This window comes from Aminobacter aganoensis (assembly GCF_014206975.1).
GTDB classification, from domain to species: domain Bacteria; phylum Pseudomonadota; class Alphaproteobacteria; order Rhizobiales; family Rhizobiaceae; genus Aminobacter; species Aminobacter aganoensis.
This window is the reverse complement of the sequence record NZ_JACHOU010000034.1, coordinates 1-18,719: the sequence shown is the minus strand read 5'-3', so window position 1 is coordinate 18,719 and position 18,719 is coordinate 1. Positions and strand designations below refer to the sequence as shown.

The following is an 18,719-nucleotide window of genomic DNA, read 5'->3' as shown; positions in this document are numbered from 1 at the left end:
CATCGGCCACCTCGTCGAAACCATCGAGGCAGCCGAATGCAGGAACTACTTCGAAAACGCCGGATACGCTTCCGTTAAAACATGAAGGGCTCTAGAGCAGGCTGGCGAGGATGATCCACGCTGTGGCGCCGAGCTTGACGGTGTTGGTGTTGTGGCCGCCGCTGACGTCGGCGGTCCGCAGCACGCTGCCATAGAGGAAAAGATTGTAGGGCAGGGGCAGAAGGTGGACGGCCACGGCGAGCAAGGCCGATGCCTTGGCTGCCAGGATGGCGAGCGCGACGATCGTCGTGGCGACGTTGATCAGGCTGCCGACGGTGACCATGTCGCGCCAGAACAGCTGGCCGAGCGGCATCTCGCCATGCCAGCGGCGCGAAAAGAACGCCGCCAGGCCATTCGGCCCGGCCTGCGCCGGACCGCTATTGTCGGAAGGATGGAACTGCCCTGCACCCGTCATCGCTCATGACCTCGCATCGCCCTTGACCGGCGACCGGTGCCACCCGAAGCCTTGGAGCCGGGCAGCGCGCTATCACACCATGCCGAGGGCGGCTTTGTACAGGTCGAGGATCGCCTCGGCCTCGTCACGCTCGGCCTGGTCCTGCTTGCGCAGGCGGATCAGCGTGCGAACCGCCTTGGTGTCGAAGCCGGTGCCCTTGGCTTCGGCATAGACGTCCTTGATGTCGTCGGAGATCGTCTTCTTTTCTTCTTCAAGCCGCTCGATGCGCTCGATGAAGGCGCGCAACTGGCCGGCGGCAACGGTCTGGCTGGTCTCGGTGATGTCGTCGGCCATCTGGCACTCCGCAATTGTGACTGGGACAAGCGCGACTCGGCGCGCCAAGGGAATTTCGGCGGTTTCGATGCCTGATGATGCGGGGAGGGTCAAGGGTGCGCGGGAGCGCAGCTGACGCGACCCTGCGGAATCCTCGGTCAGTGATCCCGGGGGCGACTGGCCTCGAAGGCGGCCTTCTGCGCGTCGGTGGCTTCGCGCTGGTGCTTGGCCTGCCATTCGGCATAAGGCATGCCGTAGACGATCTCGCGCGAGGCGTCCTTGGACAGCTCGACGCCGGTCTCGGCGGCTGCGTCGCGGTACCAGTTGGACAGGCAATTGCGGCAGAAGCCGGCGAGGTTCATCATGTCGATGTTCTGCACGTCGGAACGCTCGCTCAGGTGCCGGAGCAGCCGGCGGAAGGCCGCGGCCTCGAAGTCGCGCTTCTGGTCGTCGCTGAGTTCGGCCATCTGGTCCTCCATCACAGCGGCCCGGTGCGCGAGCCGAATTGCTTCACTTCATGTATATCGGGGCGCCGGTTGATGGCGTCAATGATCGGCGCCAGCCGTTCGGCCCAGGCGGTGGTTCCGGCGTCGTCGCCGATCAGGTCCTGCCTGATTTCGATCAGCGCATGGGCAAAGCCGTTGACGATGCAGTGCTTGTACATGGTGTCGCCGCGCAGCGCGCCGTCATAGGGCTCGTTGTCGCCGACGACCAGCGCCTTGTCCTCGGCCAGCATCTCGATCAGCGGCCAGGCGGCGCGGTGGTCCATGTCCCACAGCACGCCGGCGTGCCAGGGCCGGGCGTGGCCCTGCATGACCGGTGTGAAGGAGTGCACGGACAGGATGAACGGCGCGCTCGCCGTTTCCTTGTGCACCGAGGCGATCATGGCGCCGACGGCGTCGTGGTAGGGGCGGTAGAAATTGTCGAGCCGGCGCGCGCGCTCCTCGTCCGACATCGGATAATTGCCAGCGATGACCGAGCCGTCATAGAGCTGGCGGATCAGCGTCGGGTCGTCCTCGCCGCGGTTGGGGTCGATCAAGAGGCGCGAAAAATTGGCCAGCACCGCTGGCGCGCCCATCATCGCCGCCAGCTTGCGGGTCACCTGTTCGGCGCCGATGTCGTAGGCGATGTGGCGGTCGAACTCCTCCCTGGGCAGGCCGAGATCGCCATATTCCTGCGGCAGGTCGCGCCGGGCATGGTCGCACAGGAGCACGATGCCTTGCCGCCGATCGCCTTCGATGATTTCGAACGGGGCAAAGAGAGTGTTTCGCGTCATCGGCGGCAATTTGTCCTTCGGCACGGCTTGGGTGTAGTTTCACGCCCGTCCCTGATGTGGGGATATGTGCTAACGCCGTTGTTTTGCCAACCTTTTTTCGAATATGCCAGATGAGGCAGCAAATCACCGCGGCTGAGCGCACCTAAATCGATTGGATAAGCGCGCAGCCACGCGTTGACATGCGCCTGCACATTGCCGAAAAGGGCTCCAGAAATGCAGAAATCGTCGAAGAGGGGCTTGGGGATGGAACTTGCCGGGAGGCCGCGCGCACGCTCAGCCCTGGCATCGCTCTTCCTTTTTCTCTCGGTTCCACTGTTTACGGCCGTCGCGGCCACGCCGGCCCACGCCGACTTCAGGGTCTGCAACGCGACCCAGAGCCTTGTCGGCGTCGGCATCGGCTACCGCGCCAAGGCGGGCTGGATCACCGAAGGCTGGTGGCACATCGAAGGCTCGACCTGCAAGACGCTGATCGAGGGGCCGCTGTCATCGCGGTTTTATTATCTCTATGCAGAAGATGCCGAGCGCGGCGGACGCTGGGATGGCCCGATCAGCATGTGCGTGGCTGAAAAAGAGTTCAAGGTCGCCGGCGTCACCGACTGCGTAGCGCGTGGCTTCCAGCGCGCCGGCTTCCAGGAATACGACACGGGCGAACAGGCGAACTGGATGGTCCAGCTCACCGACGAGCCCGCAACGGGCGGCCCCACGGCCGCCTCGGGAACGAACGGTCAATGAGACGCAGCCGCAAGGTCAAGATACTCGCAACACTCGGTCCCGCCTCGTCCGACGAGGCGATGATCCGGAAACTCTTCGAAGCGGGCGCGGACGTCTTCCGCATCAACATGAGCCATACCGACCACGATTCGATGCGCACGCTCGTCGGCCGCATCCGTTCGGTCGAAGAGGCGGTCGGCCGCCCGATCGGTATTCTCGCCGACCTCCAGGGGCCGAAGCTGCGTGTCGGCAAGTTCGCCAACGGCAAGGAAGAGCTGACCGTCGGCCAGGCCTTCACCCTCGACGACAATCCCGACCTCGGCACCTCGGCCCGCGTCCACCTGCCGCATCCCGAGATCCTCAAGTCGGTGCAGGAAGGCCATCGCCTGCTGATCGACGACGGCAAGCTCGAGCTCAGGGCGGTCAAGACCGACGGCAAGTCGATCGTCTGCACGGTCGTTGCCGGTAACAAGATTTCCGACAAGAAGGGCGTCAGCCTGCCCGACACCGACCTGCCGGTCGGCGCGCTGACCGAGAAGGACCGCAAGGACCTCGACGCCGTGCTCGAGACGGGCGTCGACTGGGTCGCGCTGTCGTTCATCCAGCGTCCCGAAGATCTCGCCGAAGCGCGCAAGATCGCGCAAGGCCGCGCGCTGCTGCTGTCCAAGATCGAAAAGCCGCAGGCCGTGGCCCGCCTCGCCGAGATCATCGAGCTGTCCGACGCGCTGATGGTCGCCCGCGGCGATCTCGGCGTCGAGATGCCGATCGAATCGGTTCCCGGCATCCAGAAGCAGATCACCCGTGCCGCGCGCCGCGCCGGCAAGCCGGTGGTGGTCGCCACCCAGATGCTGGAATCGATGATCACCGCGCCGGTGCCGACGCGCGCCGAGGTCTCCGACGTGGCCACCGCCGTCTTCGAAGGTGCCGACGCGATCATGCTGTCGGCCGAATCGGCTGCCGGGCAATATCCGGTCGAGTCGGTGGCGACGATGAACCGCATCGCCCAGCAGGTCGAGAAGGACCCGACCTATCCCGGCATCATAAACGCCCAGCGTTCGCAGCCGGAGGCGACTGGTGCCGACGCGATCTCGCTTGCAGCGCGTGAAATCGCCGAGACGCTGAAGCTGTCGGCGATCGTCACCTACACCGCTTCGGGCACCACCGGCCTGCGCGCCGCGCGCGAGCGGCCACAGGTGCCGATCATCGCGCTGTCGCCGATCCTGGCCACGGCACGCCGCCTGTCGATGCTGTGGGGCACGCATTGCGTCGTCTCGCCGGATGCCGTCGATCTCGACGACATGGTCGACCGCGCCTGCAAGGTCGCCTTCAACGAGGGTTTCGCCGCCGGCGGCGACCGCGTCATCATCACCGCCGGCGTGCCGCTCAGGACGCCGGGCTCGACCAACATGCTGCGCATTGCCTATGTCGGCCCCGAGGGCAAAGGCAGCCGCTGAGAAAATAGCGAATAGTGAGTAGTGAATAGGGTGTTGCGCGCGTTGCGCGAGCAAGGCCCTGCTCTCACTACTCACTACTCACTACTCACTACTCACTACTCACTACTCACTACTCACTACTCACTACTCACTACTCACTACTCACGGGCGCCTTCTCATCCACGCAGACACCCGTCCCGAAATCGTTGCCGGCGATGCGGGCTTCGACCGTGCGTGCCAATGCCTGCAGGTCGCGCGGCTGGCCGGCCAGTTTTTCGACGGCCGACACCACCAGTTCAGGGGCCACCCAGTCCGGCTTGTGGCCGAGGTTCTTCACCCACACCAGCTCGGCACCGGCAATGTCGCGCGCCAGCCCGACCGAATGGATCTCCTCATAGACGACCGTGTCGTGGTCGCCGGAGATCACCACGGTCGGCGCGTCGATCGTGGCATAGCGCGGCGCGGCCGCCAGCACGTGGCGGTACAGCCCCTCGACGTCGATGGCATTGGCCCGGAATGCCGACGGCCGCAGCACCAGCTTGATCGCGGCGTCGTCGACATAGAGGTCCGGCACCTTGTTGGGCGAGAAGACACAGGTGGTCGCGGCGGCGATACGCATGAGCCCGGCAGGCGCCGCAACGGTTTCCGCGAAGGCGCGTCCGACCACCGGCAAGGCGCTCAGGCTGTAGTACCAGGAGGTGCCGCCGCCCGGCCAGGGGTGAGTTGCCGCCGACAGGAACAGCAAGCCGCGAGTCTTTTCCGCGTGCTCCAGGGCAAAGGTCGCTGCTATCGAGCCGCCAAAGGAGTGGCCGACGATGATGGCGTCCTTGATGCCGAGGCGGTCCATCAAGCCTGCGACGGTCGCCGCCTGGCCTTCCTGCGTTTCGTTGTTGCCGGGGCCGCGGCCAGACCAGCCATGGCCGGGACGGTCGAGGAACAGCATCTCGGCGCGACCTTCGAACTGGGGTGCCAGCGGCAGCATCTGGTCCTTCAGGTTGGCGCTGGCGCCATGGATGAAGACCAGCGGCGGCAGGTCGCCGCCGGCAGGTGCCGGCACATGCACGTAATGGATGGCGGCGCCATTGACATCGACGAAGCTTCCGACAGGCGGATTTCGCCGCTCGATCAGCCACGACGCGACGCGGGTCGCGCCGGCAAGCGCGACAACCAGCGCCAGCAGCAGTGCCAGGATAATGGTGAGGATGTTCATGTGGCCGGGCGGGTGAGGGGGACGGCAGGCGAGTAGCGAACAGCGAGTAGCGAGTAGCGAGTAGCGAGTAGTGAATAGTGAATAGTGAATAGTGAATACTAGCGCATGCCGCTCCGGCTGCACGCCCTCACTACTCACTACTCACTACTCACTACTCACTACTCCCTTTCTCAAATGCCTTCGCCGGCAAGTTCTTCCGAAAGCCGCGACACCTCGTTCTGGGCGTTGCGTAGCATCGGGTAGATGTCGAGGACGCGTTGCCAGGCTTGCAGCGCCAGTTCGTTGCGGCCGGTGGTCGCCATGATCTGGGCCATGCCGGACAGCGCGCCGAAATGGCGCGGCTCGAGCTCCAGCGTGCGTTCGATGTCGGCCATCGACTTGCGGTAATTCTGCATCAGGAAGTGCACGGTGGCGCGCCGGTTCCAGCCTTCGGCGTAGGTGGGCTGCAGCGTCACCACCTGGTCGAGGAAATCGAGCGCGACGTCGAACTTCTTGGCCTCGACCGCCTGCTGCGCCCATTGCATCATCAGGTCGACCGAGGCGCTGCCCGACTTGTACCAGGCTTCCCAGATGCGGCTGGCAAGGCGCTCGGCAGCCTTTTCGTTGCGCTCGCGCTTGAGATCGGAAAACAGCGTGTCGAGCTGGTTGTCGGCCTTGGCGACAATTGTATTGCCGGTGTTCTCGGCAAATGCCTGCTGCGGCTGGGTTGTCGCCAGTAAGGCTAGGGCAAAAAAGGCAAAAACGTTCCGCATGCGGAGATTCTAGACCCCCGCATGGGAACGTCAAACTGAAATTGCCGTGATGCTCCGGGCCGCGAGCGGCCGGTCAACAATCAGCCCTGGCGAGCCTTGTAGCGCGGGGCGGTCTTGTTGATGACGTAGATGCGGCCCTTGCGACGAACCAGCTGGCAGTCACGATGGCGAGCCTTGAGCGCCTTGAGCGAATTCTTGATCTTCATGTCACTAACCCGTCGGATGGGCCCATCAACGGGCCGAAACTAAAAGCGCGCCAAAAGAGCGCGCCCAATTCGTGTGAGAGGCTCTTAGACGAGGAGTCTTTGCCAGTCAACCGCAGGCGGGCGTCGCGCGGCGGTTTGATCGGCTTTTTGTCGGCTTCGTTCGCATGGCGTCTTCGCCCGGGGCTTGCCAGCGGCCGGCGGCGCTGGAATCCTCTCGCTCGTCCAGGCAGCGGAGGGGTGGATGCGGTACTCGATTCTCTTCTTATCAATGGCAAGCTCGATGGTCGCCTCTGCGGCATTTGCCGCGGAATGCGACCGCAACGACCAGACCCAGGCCGGGATGAACGTCTGTGCCGCCTCGGACTATGCGGCCTCCGACGCCAAGCTCAACGCTGCCTATGGCGACGTCATGAAGCGCCTGTCCGACAATGCCGACGCTCGCAAGCTGCTGTTGGATTCGCAGCGCGGCTGGATCGCCTTCCGCGACGCCGAATGCAAGTTTGCATCCTCCGGCGTCGAGGGCGGGTCGATCTATCCGATGATACATGCCGGCTGCCTGCAGGGCCTGACCGACGCGCGCGTCGCCCAGCTTGGCGCCTATCTCAAATGCGAGGAGGGCGACCTGAGTTGCCCGGTGCCAGGCCGGTAAGGCAAGGTTGCCGGGTCAGCGGCTTGGCAAGAGCCGCGTGAAATGGCCCATCTTGCGGCCGGGGCGGGCCTCTGCCTTGCCGTAGAGGTGGACGGCGACGTTCGGCTCGGCCAGCAGGGCCGGGACCCTGGCGATGTCGTCGCCGATCAGGTTTTCCATGACGCAGTCGGAATGGCGGTTGGCATCGCCGAGCGGCAGGCCGGCAACGGCGCGGATATGCTGCTCGAACTGGGAGACGACGCAGGCGGCCTCGGTCCAGTGGCCGGAATTGTGCACGCGCGGGGCCATTTCGTTGGCCAGCAGCGAGCCGTCGGCCAGCACGAAGAACTCGACGCCGATGACGCCGACGTAATCCAGTGCGGCGAGGATTTTCCGTGCCGCTTCGCGCGCGGCTTCCGCCGTTGCGTCGTGGATGGCGGCTGGCACCGTCGAACTGGCCAGGATGCCGTTGCCGTGCACGTTTTCGGCGGGGTCGAAGGCGGCGATGCTGCCGTCGGTGCTGCGCGCCGCGATGACTGAGATTTCGCGCTCGAACGGCACGAAGGATTCGAGGATCAGCGGCACGTTGCCGAGCGAGGCGCAGGCGCCGTCGAAGCCGCCCGTGGTCATGTTGCGGAAGACCATCTGGCCTTTGCCGTCATAGCCCATGCGGCGCGTCTTCAGGATTCCGCTGCCGTCGAATGCCTGCAGCGCAGCGGCAAGATCCTGGTCGTTTTCCACAGTCATGAAGCGGGCTGTGGATATTCCGATGCCGTTCAGGAAGGTCTTTTCGAGCAGCCGGTCCTGCGCCGCTTCGAGCGCCCGTGCCGGCGGAAAGACTGAGACCGTCTTTGCCAGGTGCTCGGCGGCCACGACGGGCACGTTCTCGAACTCGTAGGTGACGACCGCGCTTTCGCGGGCGAGTTCGTCGAGGGCGGCGGGATCGTCATAGGCGGCGACGATCTGGCGGTTGGCAATCTGCGCCGCCGGGCAATCGACCTGCGGCTCGAGGACCACGGTCCGATAGCCCAGGCGGGCGGCGGACATGGCCAGCATGCGGCCGAGCTGGCCGCCGCCGATGATGCCGATGGTGGAACCGAGGGGGAGGGGGGCGGTCACGCGTCGTCCGTCGGCTGTTCGGCGACCCTGGCGGTCTGTGCGGCGCGCCACTCTTCGAGTCGCGTCGCCAGGGCGTCGTCGGAAAGGGCAAGGACGGCTGCCGCCAGAAGCGCCGCGTTGGCGGCTCCGGCCTTGCCGATGGCAAGCGTGCCGACCGGAATGCCGGCCGGCATCTGGACGATGGAGAGCAGCGAATCCTGCCCCGACAGCGCCTTCGATTCGACCGGCACGCCGAACACCGGCAACGAGGTCATGGCCGCCGTCATTCCGGGGAGATGGGCAGCACCGCCGGCGCCGGCGATGATGACGCGGAAACCGGCTGCCTTGGCGCCCTTGGCGAATTCGTAGAGGCGATCGGGAGTGCGATGAGCCGACACGATCCGCGCCTCGTAGGGAACGGCCAGCACGTCGAGCAACTCGGCGGCATGGCGCATGGTCGCCCAGTCAGACTGGCTGCCCATGATGATGGCGACGTCGACCCTGTCCTTGCTCACGCGCGGCACCCCTTGCTTGATAGGCAGCGCTTAGCGGAAATGCGGAGCAATCGCAACCAAACGCCGGCAGCCACAGCCCGGAGTTTCAGGCAATGATATCCGGGATGATCCGGTCTTCTATCTGGGCGATCTTGTCCTTGAGGACCAGCTTCTTCTTCTTCATTCGCTGGATCTGCAACGGATCGCAGCCCATCGCGATCATCGCGTTGATTGCCGCGTCAAAATCGGCATGGTCCTGCTTCAAGCGTGCAAACTCGAGACGAACCTCGGCTTGTTCCTGTTCCGACATGTCTACCGTCTGCAAACTCACTGGCGCACCCGGGGCGCTCCTAAGGCGGGGTCGGCGACTCCTTGTCACCGGCGCGATGCCCTTATCACATTTCACGCGGTCGGGAAATGCTACCACACTTTATTCGACATCGCAGATCGGGGGTGGCAGAGTGTCATGGTTCCGTCACAGAGCGCTGTCTGCGGTGGGCACGCTTGTGCGGTGCATCGAGGAAAACCATGAAAGGGAGAACCAATCATGTCTCTTGCTTCCCATCTTGAAGAACTTCAGCGCAAACATGGCGACGTCGAGCGTCAGCTCGACGAAGCAATGAACCATCCATCCATGGACGACCTGCAAATCGTAGCGCTGAAGCGTCGCAAGCTGGCTCTCAAGGACGAGATTGAAAAGCTGAGAGTGGACCCGACCCAACACTAGCCCACGATCGCGATCTCAACGCATGGCCCACTTTTTCGGCACGGGCCAGACAGCCGGCGGCGAATCAACATCGCCGCCGGGACAGGGTGGTTGATCGGTCGAATCCTGAGCCGATTCAGCGTCGGCAGCGATCAGGTCCGCCCGGAACGTGAACCGGTGCCAGGCTCGTCTTTCCGCTTCAAGCGTCCCAGAACTGGTCAAGCCAGATATTGAGCTTCCTGAAACCGGCAGCACTGACCGCGTAGACACGGCGCGTGCCTTCGGCGCGGGCGCTGACCAGCCCGGCATCGAGCAGCACTTTGAGGTGCTGCGACACGGCCGGCCGCGAGACCGGCAGGCCGGCGGCGAGTTCGCTCACCGTCTTGGGGCCGCGACGCAATTCCTCCAGCAGATGGCGCCGGTTGGCGTCCGATATCGCCAGGAAGGAGTCGTCAGCTGTCATGGCTTCTTTGTGCCGCAACATTGCAGGAATCTCAACTGTTGGTCGCGGATGCGGGCGTGTTGCCCGCGGCGTTCCAGGCCGGGCCGTCAGGGCATGTCCTGGGTTTCCGGTTCGGCCTTCTGGCGCGGGTCGAGCCGCAGCGATTCGGGTGTCGCGGAGCGGTCGGCCGGCTGGGTCTTGAAGGCTTCGCGATCCTCGATCGGAACCGGCGCGCGGCGCTTGATGCGCAGTGCGGTGTAGCCGGCCAGCGCGAAATGCGCCGCAGCGGTGGCGAGGAACAGCGCCTCGGGCCGCATCACATCCATCAGGCCGGCGCCGAGCATCGGTCCGACCATGGTGCCGAAGCCGTAGAGCAGCAGCAGGCCGCCGGAAACCTTGACGAAATCCTCGGGCTTGGCGTGGTCGTTGGCGTGCGCCACCGCCAGCGAATAGAGCGTGTAGGCGAATGCGCCGTAGCAGGCGGTCATGGCGATGACGAACGGCCCGGAACGCGGCGCCACCAGGAAGATCAGCAGCGCCGCCACCGCCGAGGCGAGCGAGGCGCCGATCAGCACGTAGCGGCGGTCGGTGCGGTCGGAGATCTTGCCGATCGGAATCTGAAGCGCCGCGCCGGCGATCACCACCAGGCTCATCATCAGCGCGATTTCGGGCGTCGAGATGCCGACGCGCGCGCCGTAGACCGCGCCCAGCGTGCCCCAGTCGCCATTGGCGACGCCGATCAGGAAGCAGGCGACCGAGGCGACCGGCGAATTGGCGTAGAGCCCCTTGATGTCGAGCGAGACGTCCTGCAGCGGCTTGGGATGCGCGGCGCTCGAGACCGCGGTCGGGATCAGCGACAGGCAAAACAGGATGCCGGTGACCATGAACAGCGAGGCGCTGGTGACGTCGCCGCCGGCGACCATCATCTGGCCGGCCATGATCGAGGCGTAGGTGACCATCATGTAGAGGCCGAAGACGGTGCCGCGGTTCTCGTTGGTGGCGCGCTCGTTGAGCCAGCTCTCGATGACCATGAAGGCGCCGGCCATGGCGAAGCCGGTGAAGGCGCGCAGCAGGATCCAGACATATTCGTCGACGATCAGCCCGGTGAGCAGGGCGATGATGGCGGCGGAGGCGGCAAAGGTGCCGAAGGCGCGGACATGGCCGGCGCGGCGGACGACGCGTGGGGCAAAATAGCAGCCGGCGACGAAGCCGCCGGCCCAGGCGGTGCCCATCAGGCCAAGTGCGGTGGTGGAAAAGCCTTCTTCCTGGCCGCGCAGCGGAAGCAAGAGGCCGTGCAGGCCCGACGCGGCGAGCAGGAAGGCGGTGCCGCGAAGCAGCGAGAGGATCGGCCTGTAGGTTGCGAGCATCGAACTGTCCCACCAGAATCAAAGAGAGCGCCAAGTCGTGATGACCGCCCCTTTGGGGCTTTTCGGCGACGGCCAGATGTCAGCCGCGCCTGAACAGCGCCTCGGCGGCCGATTTCGTCGAACCCTTGACCGTCAGTTCGGCCTCGAGCCGGCTTATCTCGGCGCGCAGGGCCAGGATGCGCTCGTCGAGCTCGCCGACCGACAGCAGCGACAGGTCCTGGCCGATCTCGTGGACGGCTTTTTTCTTCTTCGGCTCGTCGTCGAACAGCGCCATCTCGCTCTCCTCCATCGTAGACAGGCGTTTGCCTGATTTGCCAATCAGAATACATAGTGCGGTCAACGACATGTAAAGTCCGGGCGCACCGGACCAGCGGAGACCGAAAAGACATGGCCCATGTTGCCAAGCTTCCTGCCAAGATGCTCGCGGTGGCGATCAGCCAGCCGGGAGGACCGCGCGTGCTCAAGGCGGAAAAGCGCGATCTGCCCGAGCTGGGCGCCGGCGAGATCCTGATCCGGGTGCATGCGGCGGGCGTCAACCGGCCCGACGTGCAGCAGCGCAAGGGCGCCTACCCCGCGCCGCCCGGGGCATCCGACCTGCCCGGGCTCGAAGTGTCGGGCGAGGTGGCGGCACGCGGCGAGGGTGCTGCGCGCTTCCGCATCGGCGACGCGGTCTGCGCGCTGACGCCGGGCGGAGGCTATGCCGAGTATGTCAGGGTGCATGAATCCAATGCGCTGCCCATGCCTGCGGGCTTCACCTTCACCGAGGCTGCGGCGGTGCCCGAAACCTTCTTCACCGTCTGGCACAACGTGTTCGAGCGCGGCGCGCTGAAGGCCGGCGAGACGCTGCTGGTCCATGGCGGCTCGTCGGGCATCGGCACCACCGCGATCCAGCTCGCCTCGGCCTTCGGCGCCTATGTCATCGCCACCGCAGGTTCCGAGGACAAGTGCGCCGCCTGCCTCAAGCTCGGGGCCGACCGGGCTATCAACTACAAGGACGAAGACTTCGTTGCGGCGGTGAAGGACGCCACCGACGGCAAGGGCGCCAACGTCATCCTCGACATGGTCGGCGGCGACTATGTCGGCCGCAATTACCAGGCCGCGGCGGTCGACGGCCGCATCGTGCAGATCGCGACGCAAGGGGGTGCCGTGGCGAGCGCCGATTTCTCGAAGCTGATGGTCAAGCGCCTGACCCATACCGGCTCGACGCTCAGGCCGCGCACCACCGAGTTCAAGGCGGGGATCGCCGCAGCACTCGAAGCCCAGGTGTGGCCGCTGCTCGCCACCCGCCGGGTGGCGCCGGTGATGGACATGATTTTCCCGCTCAAGGAAGCCTGGCGCGCGCATGAGCGCATGGAAGAGGGCGAGCACATCGGCAAGATCGTGCTGGACGTGGGGTGACGGGGGCTCCCAAAACCTCATGGTGAGCCTGTCGAACCATGGGGTTTTGGGACAGGACAAGCTGCCAGGCGCCCTCGTGGTTCGACAGGCTCACCATGAGGGCTACTGAGGCGCGTTCGCCATGCGTCTCTCGGCTTCCTCACCGCCAACCATGGGCGAGGCGCAGGAGGAACAGGAACATGCCTTCGATGCGGCGGTCGGCCTCGCGGCTGAGCGGAACCGGGCAGAAGGCGGCGCGGCGCAGGTCGGTCGGCGAGGCGCGGCAGCGGCCGAAATTGCGGCATTCGCGGCGCGTGCATTTGTGATGCGCGCCCTCCATGGTGGCGGCGATGCTGACGGCGAGCACCAGTGTGTTGTGCATCAGGAAGGGAAAGTGGCCGTAGCCCGGCAGCGGCGGGTCGATGAGTTCGATCTCTTGCTTGCGTTTCCTCGACATGGCGATGTCTCCGGTTGGCCGCGCGGGCTTTGTTCGGCGCGGGCAGGGTGGTTGGGGGAATGCGGGCGTGCGAAAATATCCCGCGCAATGAAGCGAGGTTGGGAACCGGACGCATGGCCTTGCGTCTTCTGCGATAGGACTGCGTGACGCGCAGCCATGCGTCCGCCAGCGCTCTTGCCCCGCTCAGACGCCTCGGCTTTCACCGTCAGCCGCCGCAGAGGCCCGGGCTTGGGGGCTCATCACCCAGCAGAGGCACCGTCTCCCCTGCCAGCCCGGACGCCGTCGCCCTCCCCAGGCATCCGGTTCATGACCCGGGTTCCCTGAGGGCGATGGGGGGATTATCCGCGAGGTCGGAAGGGGGGTGGAAAAGAAAATTTTTCTATCCACGTACCCAGAGATGCCGTGGGCGAGCTGAGAGTAGGGATTTCAAAGGGTTATCGGCTTGGGGCGCGCCGAATGGGTGAACGGTACGGGGAAAAGCTATCCCCGGGATCATGCATTGCCTGGCGGAAAGCGTTCGAGCTGCGACTGTCCAGGGGGAGGGCTCACTTCACGAACGAAAGCACTGGTTCGATACATACCTAAGGCATTGAACGGCCGGTAGGCGCCTCCAAACAGGACGTTCAGGCAAGCTTTGCCTTCGCGCAAAAGCAGACGTGACAGTTGAGGACCGTGAATGGCCGCTTCGCGCCCCCATGCGCTCGTTCAGTCCGACATTGCAATACTTCAAAGGCTGCCAGTCTGCTCACACCGTCGCAATTCAGTCACAAACTGGGCAGTTAGGCGGGCTTCGCAGTTGCGGCATCGTCGCCGACTCCATACGCTCGAAGGGACATCATAACGATGTTTCGAGGCGGCGACTACGATTTGGTCCTGACTTGGCCAGATCTGCACGAAGAAGCGTTCTAGAAACCACCTTTTCCGCTGGAAGGGCGGCGGCTGATCTCCTTCGGGTGCGCGTGCTTACTCGTGCAAGCCCCAGTTCCGTTTCAAGTCAGGTTAGGTGCTGATAATAATGATGAGCAATGGAATTGCAATCGTAGAGTGCAGTCTTGAGAATAGATCGTCTTTAGTAAAAAAGGTTTACGATCTTTTATAATTGTCTATCCACTATGTAGTCCACGGAGATGATATTGAGTGGTCGATGAAGCACATATTGATTAGTGTTGGGATTCTGGCAGCAATAGCGGGGGGCTGGGTGCACACTGTGACATCGGTATCGTACCAAGCTGAGGCCAATGAGCGTTTCGTACAGCTCGCGAAGAGTGACGCTGGGGGGTTCTCGAATGACGTCGAAGAAGCTGTAGGAGAATGCGTCCAGCTGCAGAATTATCCCGATGATGTGTCACGACGAGTGCGAGCAATATCAGGTAAGATTGTCGCTAAGATCATGCACGTAAGGGCAACTCGCGATGGAAACGTCGACCTCAAGCCGCAGATACGGCTTTGGCTAGAAACTCAGCTAGAGCCTGAAATCAAGAGTCTGACGGAGGCGGAGTTCGAGCTGCTAGTCAAGGCAATAGGTAAAATTATCGGCTCGCCTAACGATATCAAATGTATCGTTTCGACAGCGGTTTCTCGTCGCGGATAGTTAGCACCCAGTACCTTGAATCCGGCGGCTTGGAGAAACCGATGTACCCGCTGGCCTTTACCGCTGGATCTTTGCTAGATCGTAGTTTTCAACGTTGATCCGAAAGAACCAGCACGGCAGCGACCGTGACAGGCTTTCATTCTTGCGGCCAAGGTGGCGAAGATGAACAAGCCTTTTGTTTCGTTGCGTCCGGAAATCACCCGGACACACGCACTGATCCTGATGGACTGGTTGGAAGACGAACGCGTCACGCGCTACCTGAGCGATTCCCGCAGCGTGTCCCGTTTCATCGCACAGGCCGTCGACCGAACTCAGATGCCGATCCTGACACATCTGTTCAATCAGGGCGGCCGCTTCTTCATGGCCTACGACCGAAACGATGTTCCGGTCGGCTTCGTCCGCCTGGTCAAGACGGGCGCCGAGTGTGAAATCGTTCTGGTCGTCGGAGACCATGACAATTGGGGGCGCGGACTTGGCGCCAGCACCATCCGCGAAGGCTTGAAGCTCGCCTTCCTCGAGATGCGGGCCGAGAGCGTCGTCGCCAAGATTCACCCGGACAATACGCGCTCGCTGAAGGGTTTTGAACGCTGCGGCTTTCTTCTCAAGCTCGAAACGCCAACGCTCAATTCCCTGTCCATGACCTCTGGCCGGTATCTCCAGCTGCTGCGCGAAGGCGCCATGGCAAAATCTGCCGACATCTACGTCACGGAGATCGACAAGGCACGGCTCCAGGGCCTGATCGAATTCGAGCAAGGGGCGGCAATCGTCGAGCTTGAACACGAGATCGAGAGAGCCATCGTCGTCGATCCCCAGCATGTCGCGCGCGACGTCGTGACGATGAATTCCAGGGTCGTGCTGCAACTCGACGATGAACAGAAGGAAGTGGCTCTTGTCTATCCGCAGGACGCCGACGAACGCTCCGGAAAACTGTCGGTCCTCTCCGACGTCGGCGCCGCGATCCTGGGCTATCAGGAAGGCGATGCCATCGACTGGAGGGTCACGGATCGTACGCGACGCATCCTGATCGAAAGGGTGGTCTACCAACCGGAATCGTCCGGTGATTTTCATCTCTAGTGGCACCGTGGCAAACCTGCTTGCCGAGTTCGTCGGCCTGGCAGTTTTCAGCCGGGCGGCTCAGGCGCTCCGTTTCCTTCCAACGGGTCCTCGACTATGGTGGCGCCGAGTTCTGCGACATAACTGACCCCACGTGACCTCACCTCTCGCCAAACCCCGCCTCATCGGCCTCGCACTCTGGCTCGCCGCGCTCGTGGCGTTCGTGGTCGTGTCGGTGGAGACGTCGCGGACGCGGATGGCGGACGAGCTGGAGGTGACGGGGCGGACGTTGCACCGGCTGATCTCGCAGCGTGTGGCGCAGCACGATGCGCACCTGACCACGCTGATCGCGCTGTCGAGCGGGGTTGAGCCGGCGTCGGACGGTGCCGTGCGGCAGGTGATGGAGAGCATCGCGCGCTTCTATCCGCGCATCGCCTGGCTGGCGCTGGTTTCGCTCGATGCCGGTGGAGCCGGTGCCGATGGCGGACAGGCTGGCGGTGGGGTGCGCGAGGTGGTGGCGGTGCCTTCGGGCGGCGGGGTCGATCTGTTGCCGCTGGCGCCGGAGATGGCGGCGCAGGTGCGCGGCAGGCCGAGCGTCTATGCCGCGGGCGAGGGGCGCTATCTCCTGGCCAAGCGGGCGCCCGAGCCTTCCGACCTCGGCGTGGTGCTGTTGATCGATGCGGCGAGGCTGGTTGAGCCGGAGGAGCGGCCGGGTTTTGCGCATCTCAGGCTCAGCCTCGACGGCGCCGACCTGGTGCACCTGCCTGCGGATGCGGCGTTTGCGTCGGGGGTTTCGTGGCTCACGCCGCCGCATTTCGAGAAGGTGATCGACGGCGAGGGCCAGCGCCTGCTGCTTTCGCTCGACCGGTCGTTGCCCTTGGCGGTCCTGGTGCCGCCGGGGCGGCTGCTGGCCTTTGCCGTGGTGGCGGGATTGCTGGCTGCGGCGCTGAGCTTCGGGCTGTCGCAGCGAGCTGCGGTGAAGCGCTCGCTGATTGCCACGCGGGCCGCGGAGGCGCGGGCGCTTTTGCAGGAGCGGGAGACGCTTCTGGCGCATGCCTCGCGCGTCAACGCCATGGGCGAGCTGGCGTCGGGCATCGCCCATGAGTTGACGCAGCCGCTGACAGCGCTGCTCAGCCGCAGCCAGGCGGCACTTCGTCTGGCCGGCGCCGACAGACCGGATCTCGCGCTGATTTCGCAGGCGCTCGACGTCAATGTGCGCGAGGCCAAGCGCGCCGGCGAGATGCTGAAGCGGATGCGCGACTATGCCTCCAACAAGGCGCCCGAAAGGGCGCGGCAGGAGCTGAACGCCATCGTCGCCGAGGTGGTGGCGCTGACCCGCACCGACCTCGAACGGCGCGGCATCGCGCTGGTGCTCGACCTGGCCGAGCCGGCGCCGGAGGCGGTGGTCGACGCCATCGAGATGGAGCAGGTGCTGCACAATCTGATCCGCAATGCGGCCGATGCACTGGAAGCGGCAGGGATTTTGGGCGCACGGATTTCGATCGCGACGAAGGCGGCCGGGGCGGAAGCGAAGATCGTGGTCGCGGACAACGGCCCGGGCATTTCGGCGGAGGTGCTGCCGAAGCTGTTCACGCCGTTCTTCACCACCAAGGCCGACGGCATGGGGCTGGGGCTGTCCTTGTGCCAGACGCTGGTGGAGCGGGTCGACGGGCGCATCGAGGCCGGGAACGCCGGCGGCGGCGGGGCGCGGTTCGTCGTGACGCTACCGCTGGCCGGGGGGGCGCTGGCCAGGGGCCCGCTGGCCGGGGAGAGGTAGCAGCATGCACAAGGTCTATCTGGTCGACGACGACGAGGCGGTGCGCGAGGCGCTGGCCTTCCTGCTCTCGACCTATGGCATCGCGGCGGAGACCTTTGGCGATCCGCAGACGTTCTTGGCGCATGTGCAGGAGGACCGGCCGGGCGTGCTGGTGGTCGATCTGCGCATGCCCGAGGTGTCGGGGCAGCAGCTCCACCAGAAGCTCGCCGAGCGCGGCATCGACTGGCCGACGATCATGATCACCGGGCATGGCGACGTCGCCGCCTGCCGGCGCGCCTTCAAGGCCGGCATCCAGGACTTCCTGACCAAGCCGGTGGATGGCGAGGTGCTGGTCGAGGCGCTGCAGCAGGGGTTTGCCAGCCTCGACGCGCGGCTGGAAAAGCGCGAGGCGCGGGCGCTGCTGGCCAGGCTGACCGAGCGCGAGCGCGAGGTGCTCGACATGGTGGCGCGGGGCTGGGCGAGCAAGGAGGTGGCGGCGGCGCTGGAGGTGTCGGTCCGGACCATCGACGCGCACCGGGCCAAGATCGCGGAGAAGCTGGGCACCAGCTCGGTGGCCGAGCAGGTGCGGCTGGCGCTGATTTCCTGAGACATGAGCTGGCTGAAAAGGCGGCTGCCTCCTGGGGCCTTCCCGTTTGCTGGATAGGTAATCCTACCTAGGGCGGGTGGTGGCATCGCGGATTCTGCCGCGGCGGCGATGGGGGTAGTTCTGGTCCCGGACAAGCGAAACGCTTTTTCCCGAGACATCATCAGGACAGGAACCCAGTCATGATCAAGAGCATCCTCCTCGCAGCTTCCGCCCTCGTCGTCGTCACCGGTGCGGCTTCCGCCCAGGTGCTGACCGAGAAGAACATCTCGTCGGGCCTCGCCGTCGAGATCGCCCAGGCCGCCGTCGCCGCCTGCGCCGCTGAAAAATATAACGTCACCGCTGCCGTGGTCGACCGCGCCGGCGTGCTGCGCGCCCTGGTCCGCGCCGACAATGCCGGCACGCACACCGTCGCCGCCGCCGAAGACAAGGCCTTCACCTCCGCTTCGTCGCGCACGCCGACCGGCAAGATGGCCGAGAACGTCGCCAAGAACCCGGGCGCTGCCGGGCTGGTCGACATCAAGGGCTTCCTGGTGCTGGCCGGCGGCATGCCGATCAAGGCCGGCGATGCGGTGATCGGCGCCATCGGCGTCGGCGGCGCGCCGGGCGGCAATTTCGACGAGGCCTGCGCCGTCAAGGCGATCGAATCCGTCGCCGACCAGCTGAAGTAAGCTTATCCGGCACCAGTGCCGGCATGACTAGAGCGTTTCCTATCTTGAGCGAATCGTAGGATTCCCAAAGAAGGTGGTTTGTGATTCAAGATGCTGGCTGGGTGGAGGCCAGCATCTGATG

General features: G+C 64.7%; 23 protein-coding genes. 9 read left to right on the top strand and 14 right to left on the bottom strand.

What is annotated here, in order from left to right; all coding sequences use genetic code 11:
• Positions 1-91: 91 nt before the first annotated feature.
• From GGR00_RS27795 to GGR00_RS27780, 4 genes are all read right to left on the bottom strand, one after another.
• On the bottom strand, positions 92-454 hold the full coding sequence (locus GGR00_RS27795) for a hypothetical protein (protein ID WP_184702770.1): 363 nt from the start codon (positions 452-454) through the stop codon (positions 92-94).
• A 72-nt stretch (positions 455-526) separates the two neighbouring features.
• Complete coding sequence (locus GGR00_RS27790) at positions 527-787, bottom strand: DUF2312 domain-containing protein (protein WP_055974410.1); 261 nt, start codon at positions 785-787, stop codon at positions 527-529.
• Between the two features lie 137 nt (positions 788-924).
• Positions 925-1,233, bottom strand: coding sequence for a DUF1244 domain-containing protein (locus GGR00_RS27785; RefSeq protein ID WP_184702769.1), 309 nt, complete (start codon positions 1,231-1,233; stop codon positions 925-927).
• Positions 1,234-1,244: 11 nt separating this feature from the next.
• On the bottom strand, positions 1,245-2,042 hold the full coding sequence (locus tag GGR00_RS27780; RefSeq protein WP_184702767.1) for an N-formylglutamate amidohydrolase: 798 nt from the start codon (positions 2,040-2,042) through the stop codon (positions 1,245-1,247).
• Between the two features lie 243 nt (positions 2,043-2,285).
• Here GGR00_RS27780 and GGR00_RS27775 point away from each other — a divergent pair, with 243 nt between their 5' ends.
• A complete protein-coding gene (locus tag GGR00_RS27775; RefSeq protein WP_055974407.1) occupies positions 2,286-2,774 on the top strand; it encodes a DUF1036 domain-containing protein in 489 nt (162 codons plus the stop codon).
• On the top strand, positions 2,771-4,207 hold the full coding sequence (gene pyk / locus GGR00_RS27770; RefSeq protein ID WP_055974405.1) for a pyruvate kinase: 1,437 nt from the start codon (positions 2,771-2,773) through the stop codon (positions 4,205-4,207). The genes GGR00_RS27775 and pyk overlap by 4 nt, the downstream gene beginning before the upstream one ends.
• Before the next feature lie 130 nt (positions 4,208-4,337).
• On the opposite strand, the gene GGR00_RS27765 is transcribed toward pyk, so the two are convergent.
• The 3 genes from GGR00_RS27765 to ykgO form a co-directional block, all read right to left on the bottom strand.
• The gene (locus tag GGR00_RS27765) at positions 4,338-5,396 is read right to left on the bottom strand and encodes an alpha/beta fold hydrolase (protein ID WP_055974401.1); all 1,059 of its coding nucleotides are present in this window, start codon (positions 5,394-5,396) and stop codon (positions 4,338-4,340) included.
• A gap of 170 nt (positions 5,397-5,566) precedes the next feature.
• Positions 5,567-6,148, bottom strand: a complete 582-nt coding sequence (locus GGR00_RS27760; protein WP_055974397.1) for a tetratricopeptide repeat protein — start codon at positions 6,146-6,148, stop codon at positions 5,567-5,569.
• A gap of 80 nt (positions 6,149-6,228) precedes the next feature.
• The gene (gene ykgO, locus GGR00_RS27755; RefSeq protein ID WP_055974394.1) at positions 6,229-6,354 is read right to left on the bottom strand and encodes a type B 50S ribosomal protein L36; all 126 of its coding nucleotides are present in this window, start codon (positions 6,352-6,354) and stop codon (positions 6,229-6,231) included.
• A 280-nt stretch (positions 6,355-6,634) separates the two neighbouring features.
• On the opposite strand from ykgO, the gene GGR00_RS27750 reads away from it, so the two are divergent.
• Positions 6,635-7,003, top strand: coding sequence for a lysozyme inhibitor LprI family protein (locus tag GGR00_RS27750; RefSeq protein ID WP_246441721.1), 369 nt, complete (start codon positions 6,635-6,637; stop codon positions 7,001-7,003).
• 15 nt (positions 7,004-7,018) lie between these two features.
• Here the strand turns inward: GGR00_RS27750 and GGR00_RS27745 are convergent, their stop codons facing one another.
• The 3 genes from GGR00_RS27745 to GGR00_RS27735 form a co-directional block, all read right to left on the bottom strand.
• The gene (locus GGR00_RS27745) at positions 7,019-8,101 is read right to left on the bottom strand and encodes a 5-(carboxyamino)imidazole ribonucleotide synthase (protein ID WP_184702765.1); all 1,083 of its coding nucleotides are present in this window, start codon (positions 8,099-8,101) and stop codon (positions 7,019-7,021) included.
• The gene (gene purE, locus GGR00_RS27740; protein ID WP_156381224.1) at positions 8,098-8,562 is read right to left on the bottom strand and encodes a 5-(carboxyamino)imidazole ribonucleotide mutase; all 465 of its coding nucleotides are present in this window, start codon (positions 8,560-8,562) and stop codon (positions 8,098-8,100) included. Before purE ends, GGR00_RS27745 begins: the two co-directional genes overlap by 4 nt.
• Positions 8,563-8,680: 118 nt before the next feature.
• A complete protein-coding gene (locus GGR00_RS27735; protein ID WP_055974388.1) occupies positions 8,681-8,884 on the bottom strand; it encodes a YdcH family protein in 204 nt (67 codons plus the stop codon).
• Between the two features lie 237 nt (positions 8,885-9,121).
• On the opposite strand from GGR00_RS27735, the gene GGR00_RS27730 reads away from it, so the two are divergent.
• Positions 9,122-9,301, top strand: coding sequence for a YdcH family protein (locus GGR00_RS27730; RefSeq protein WP_055974385.1), 180 nt, complete (start codon positions 9,122-9,124; stop codon positions 9,299-9,301).
• 178 nt (positions 9,302-9,479) lie between these two features.
• Here the strand turns inward: GGR00_RS27730 and GGR00_RS27725 are convergent, their stop codons facing one another.
• From GGR00_RS27725 to GGR00_RS27715, 3 genes are all read right to left on the bottom strand, one after another.
• Complete coding sequence (locus GGR00_RS27725) at positions 9,480-9,743, bottom strand: ArsR/SmtB family transcription factor (protein WP_184702763.1); 264 nt, start codon at positions 9,741-9,743, stop codon at positions 9,480-9,482.
• Positions 9,744-9,829: 86 nt separating this feature from the next.
• Positions 9,830-11,089: an MFS transporter gene (locus GGR00_RS27720; RefSeq protein ID WP_184702762.1), complete on the bottom strand. Its 1,260-nt coding sequence runs from the start codon at positions 11,087-11,089 to the stop codon at positions 9,830-9,832.
• 79 nt (positions 11,090-11,168) lie between these two features.
• Entirely contained in the window at positions 11,169-11,363 is a 195-nt protein-coding gene (locus tag GGR00_RS27715; protein ID WP_055975394.1) for a DUF1192 domain-containing protein, read from the bottom strand.
• Between the two features lie 113 nt (positions 11,364-11,476).
• Here GGR00_RS27715 and GGR00_RS27710 point away from each other — a divergent pair, with 113 nt between their 5' ends.
• Positions 11,477-12,487, top strand: coding sequence for an NAD(P)H-quinone oxidoreductase (locus GGR00_RS27710; protein WP_184702760.1), 1,011 nt, complete (start codon positions 11,477-11,479; stop codon positions 12,485-12,487).
• Between the two features lie 139 nt (positions 12,488-12,626).
• On the opposite strand, the gene GGR00_RS27705 is transcribed toward GGR00_RS27710, so the two are convergent.
• Positions 12,627-12,923, bottom strand: coding sequence for a hypothetical protein (locus tag GGR00_RS27705; RefSeq protein WP_055974374.1), 297 nt, complete (start codon positions 12,921-12,923; stop codon positions 12,627-12,629).
• A gap of 1,753 nt (positions 12,924-14,676) precedes the next feature.
• Between GGR00_RS27705 and GGR00_RS27700 the strand changes: the two genes are divergently transcribed.
• The 4 genes from GGR00_RS27700 (at position 14,677) to GGR00_RS27685 (ending at position 18,598) form a co-directional block, all read left to right on the top strand.
• On the top strand, positions 14,677-15,588 hold the full coding sequence (locus GGR00_RS27700; RefSeq protein WP_184702758.1) for a bifunctional GNAT family N-acetyltransferase/nucleoside diphosphate kinase regulator: 912 nt from the start codon (positions 14,677-14,679) through the stop codon (positions 15,586-15,588).
• Between the two features lie 133 nt (positions 15,589-15,721).
• Entirely contained in the window at positions 15,722-17,344 is a 1,623-nt protein-coding gene (locus tag GGR00_RS28655) for an ATP-binding protein (protein ID WP_184702756.1), read from the top strand.
• Positions 17,345-17,348: 4 nt separating this feature from the next.
• Positions 17,349-17,930 carry a response regulator transcription factor gene (locus GGR00_RS27690; protein ID WP_184702754.1) on the top strand — a complete coding sequence of 194 codons (582 nt, stop codon included), beginning with the start codon at positions 17,349-17,351 and terminating at the stop codon, positions 17,928-17,930.
• Positions 17,931-18,109: 179 nt separating this feature from the next.
• Positions 18,110-18,598 carry a GlcG/HbpS family heme-binding protein gene (locus GGR00_RS27685; RefSeq protein ID WP_184702752.1) on the top strand — a complete coding sequence of 163 codons (489 nt, stop codon included), beginning with the start codon at positions 18,110-18,112 and terminating at the stop codon, positions 18,596-18,598.
• Positions 18,599-18,719: the final 121 nt, after the last annotated feature.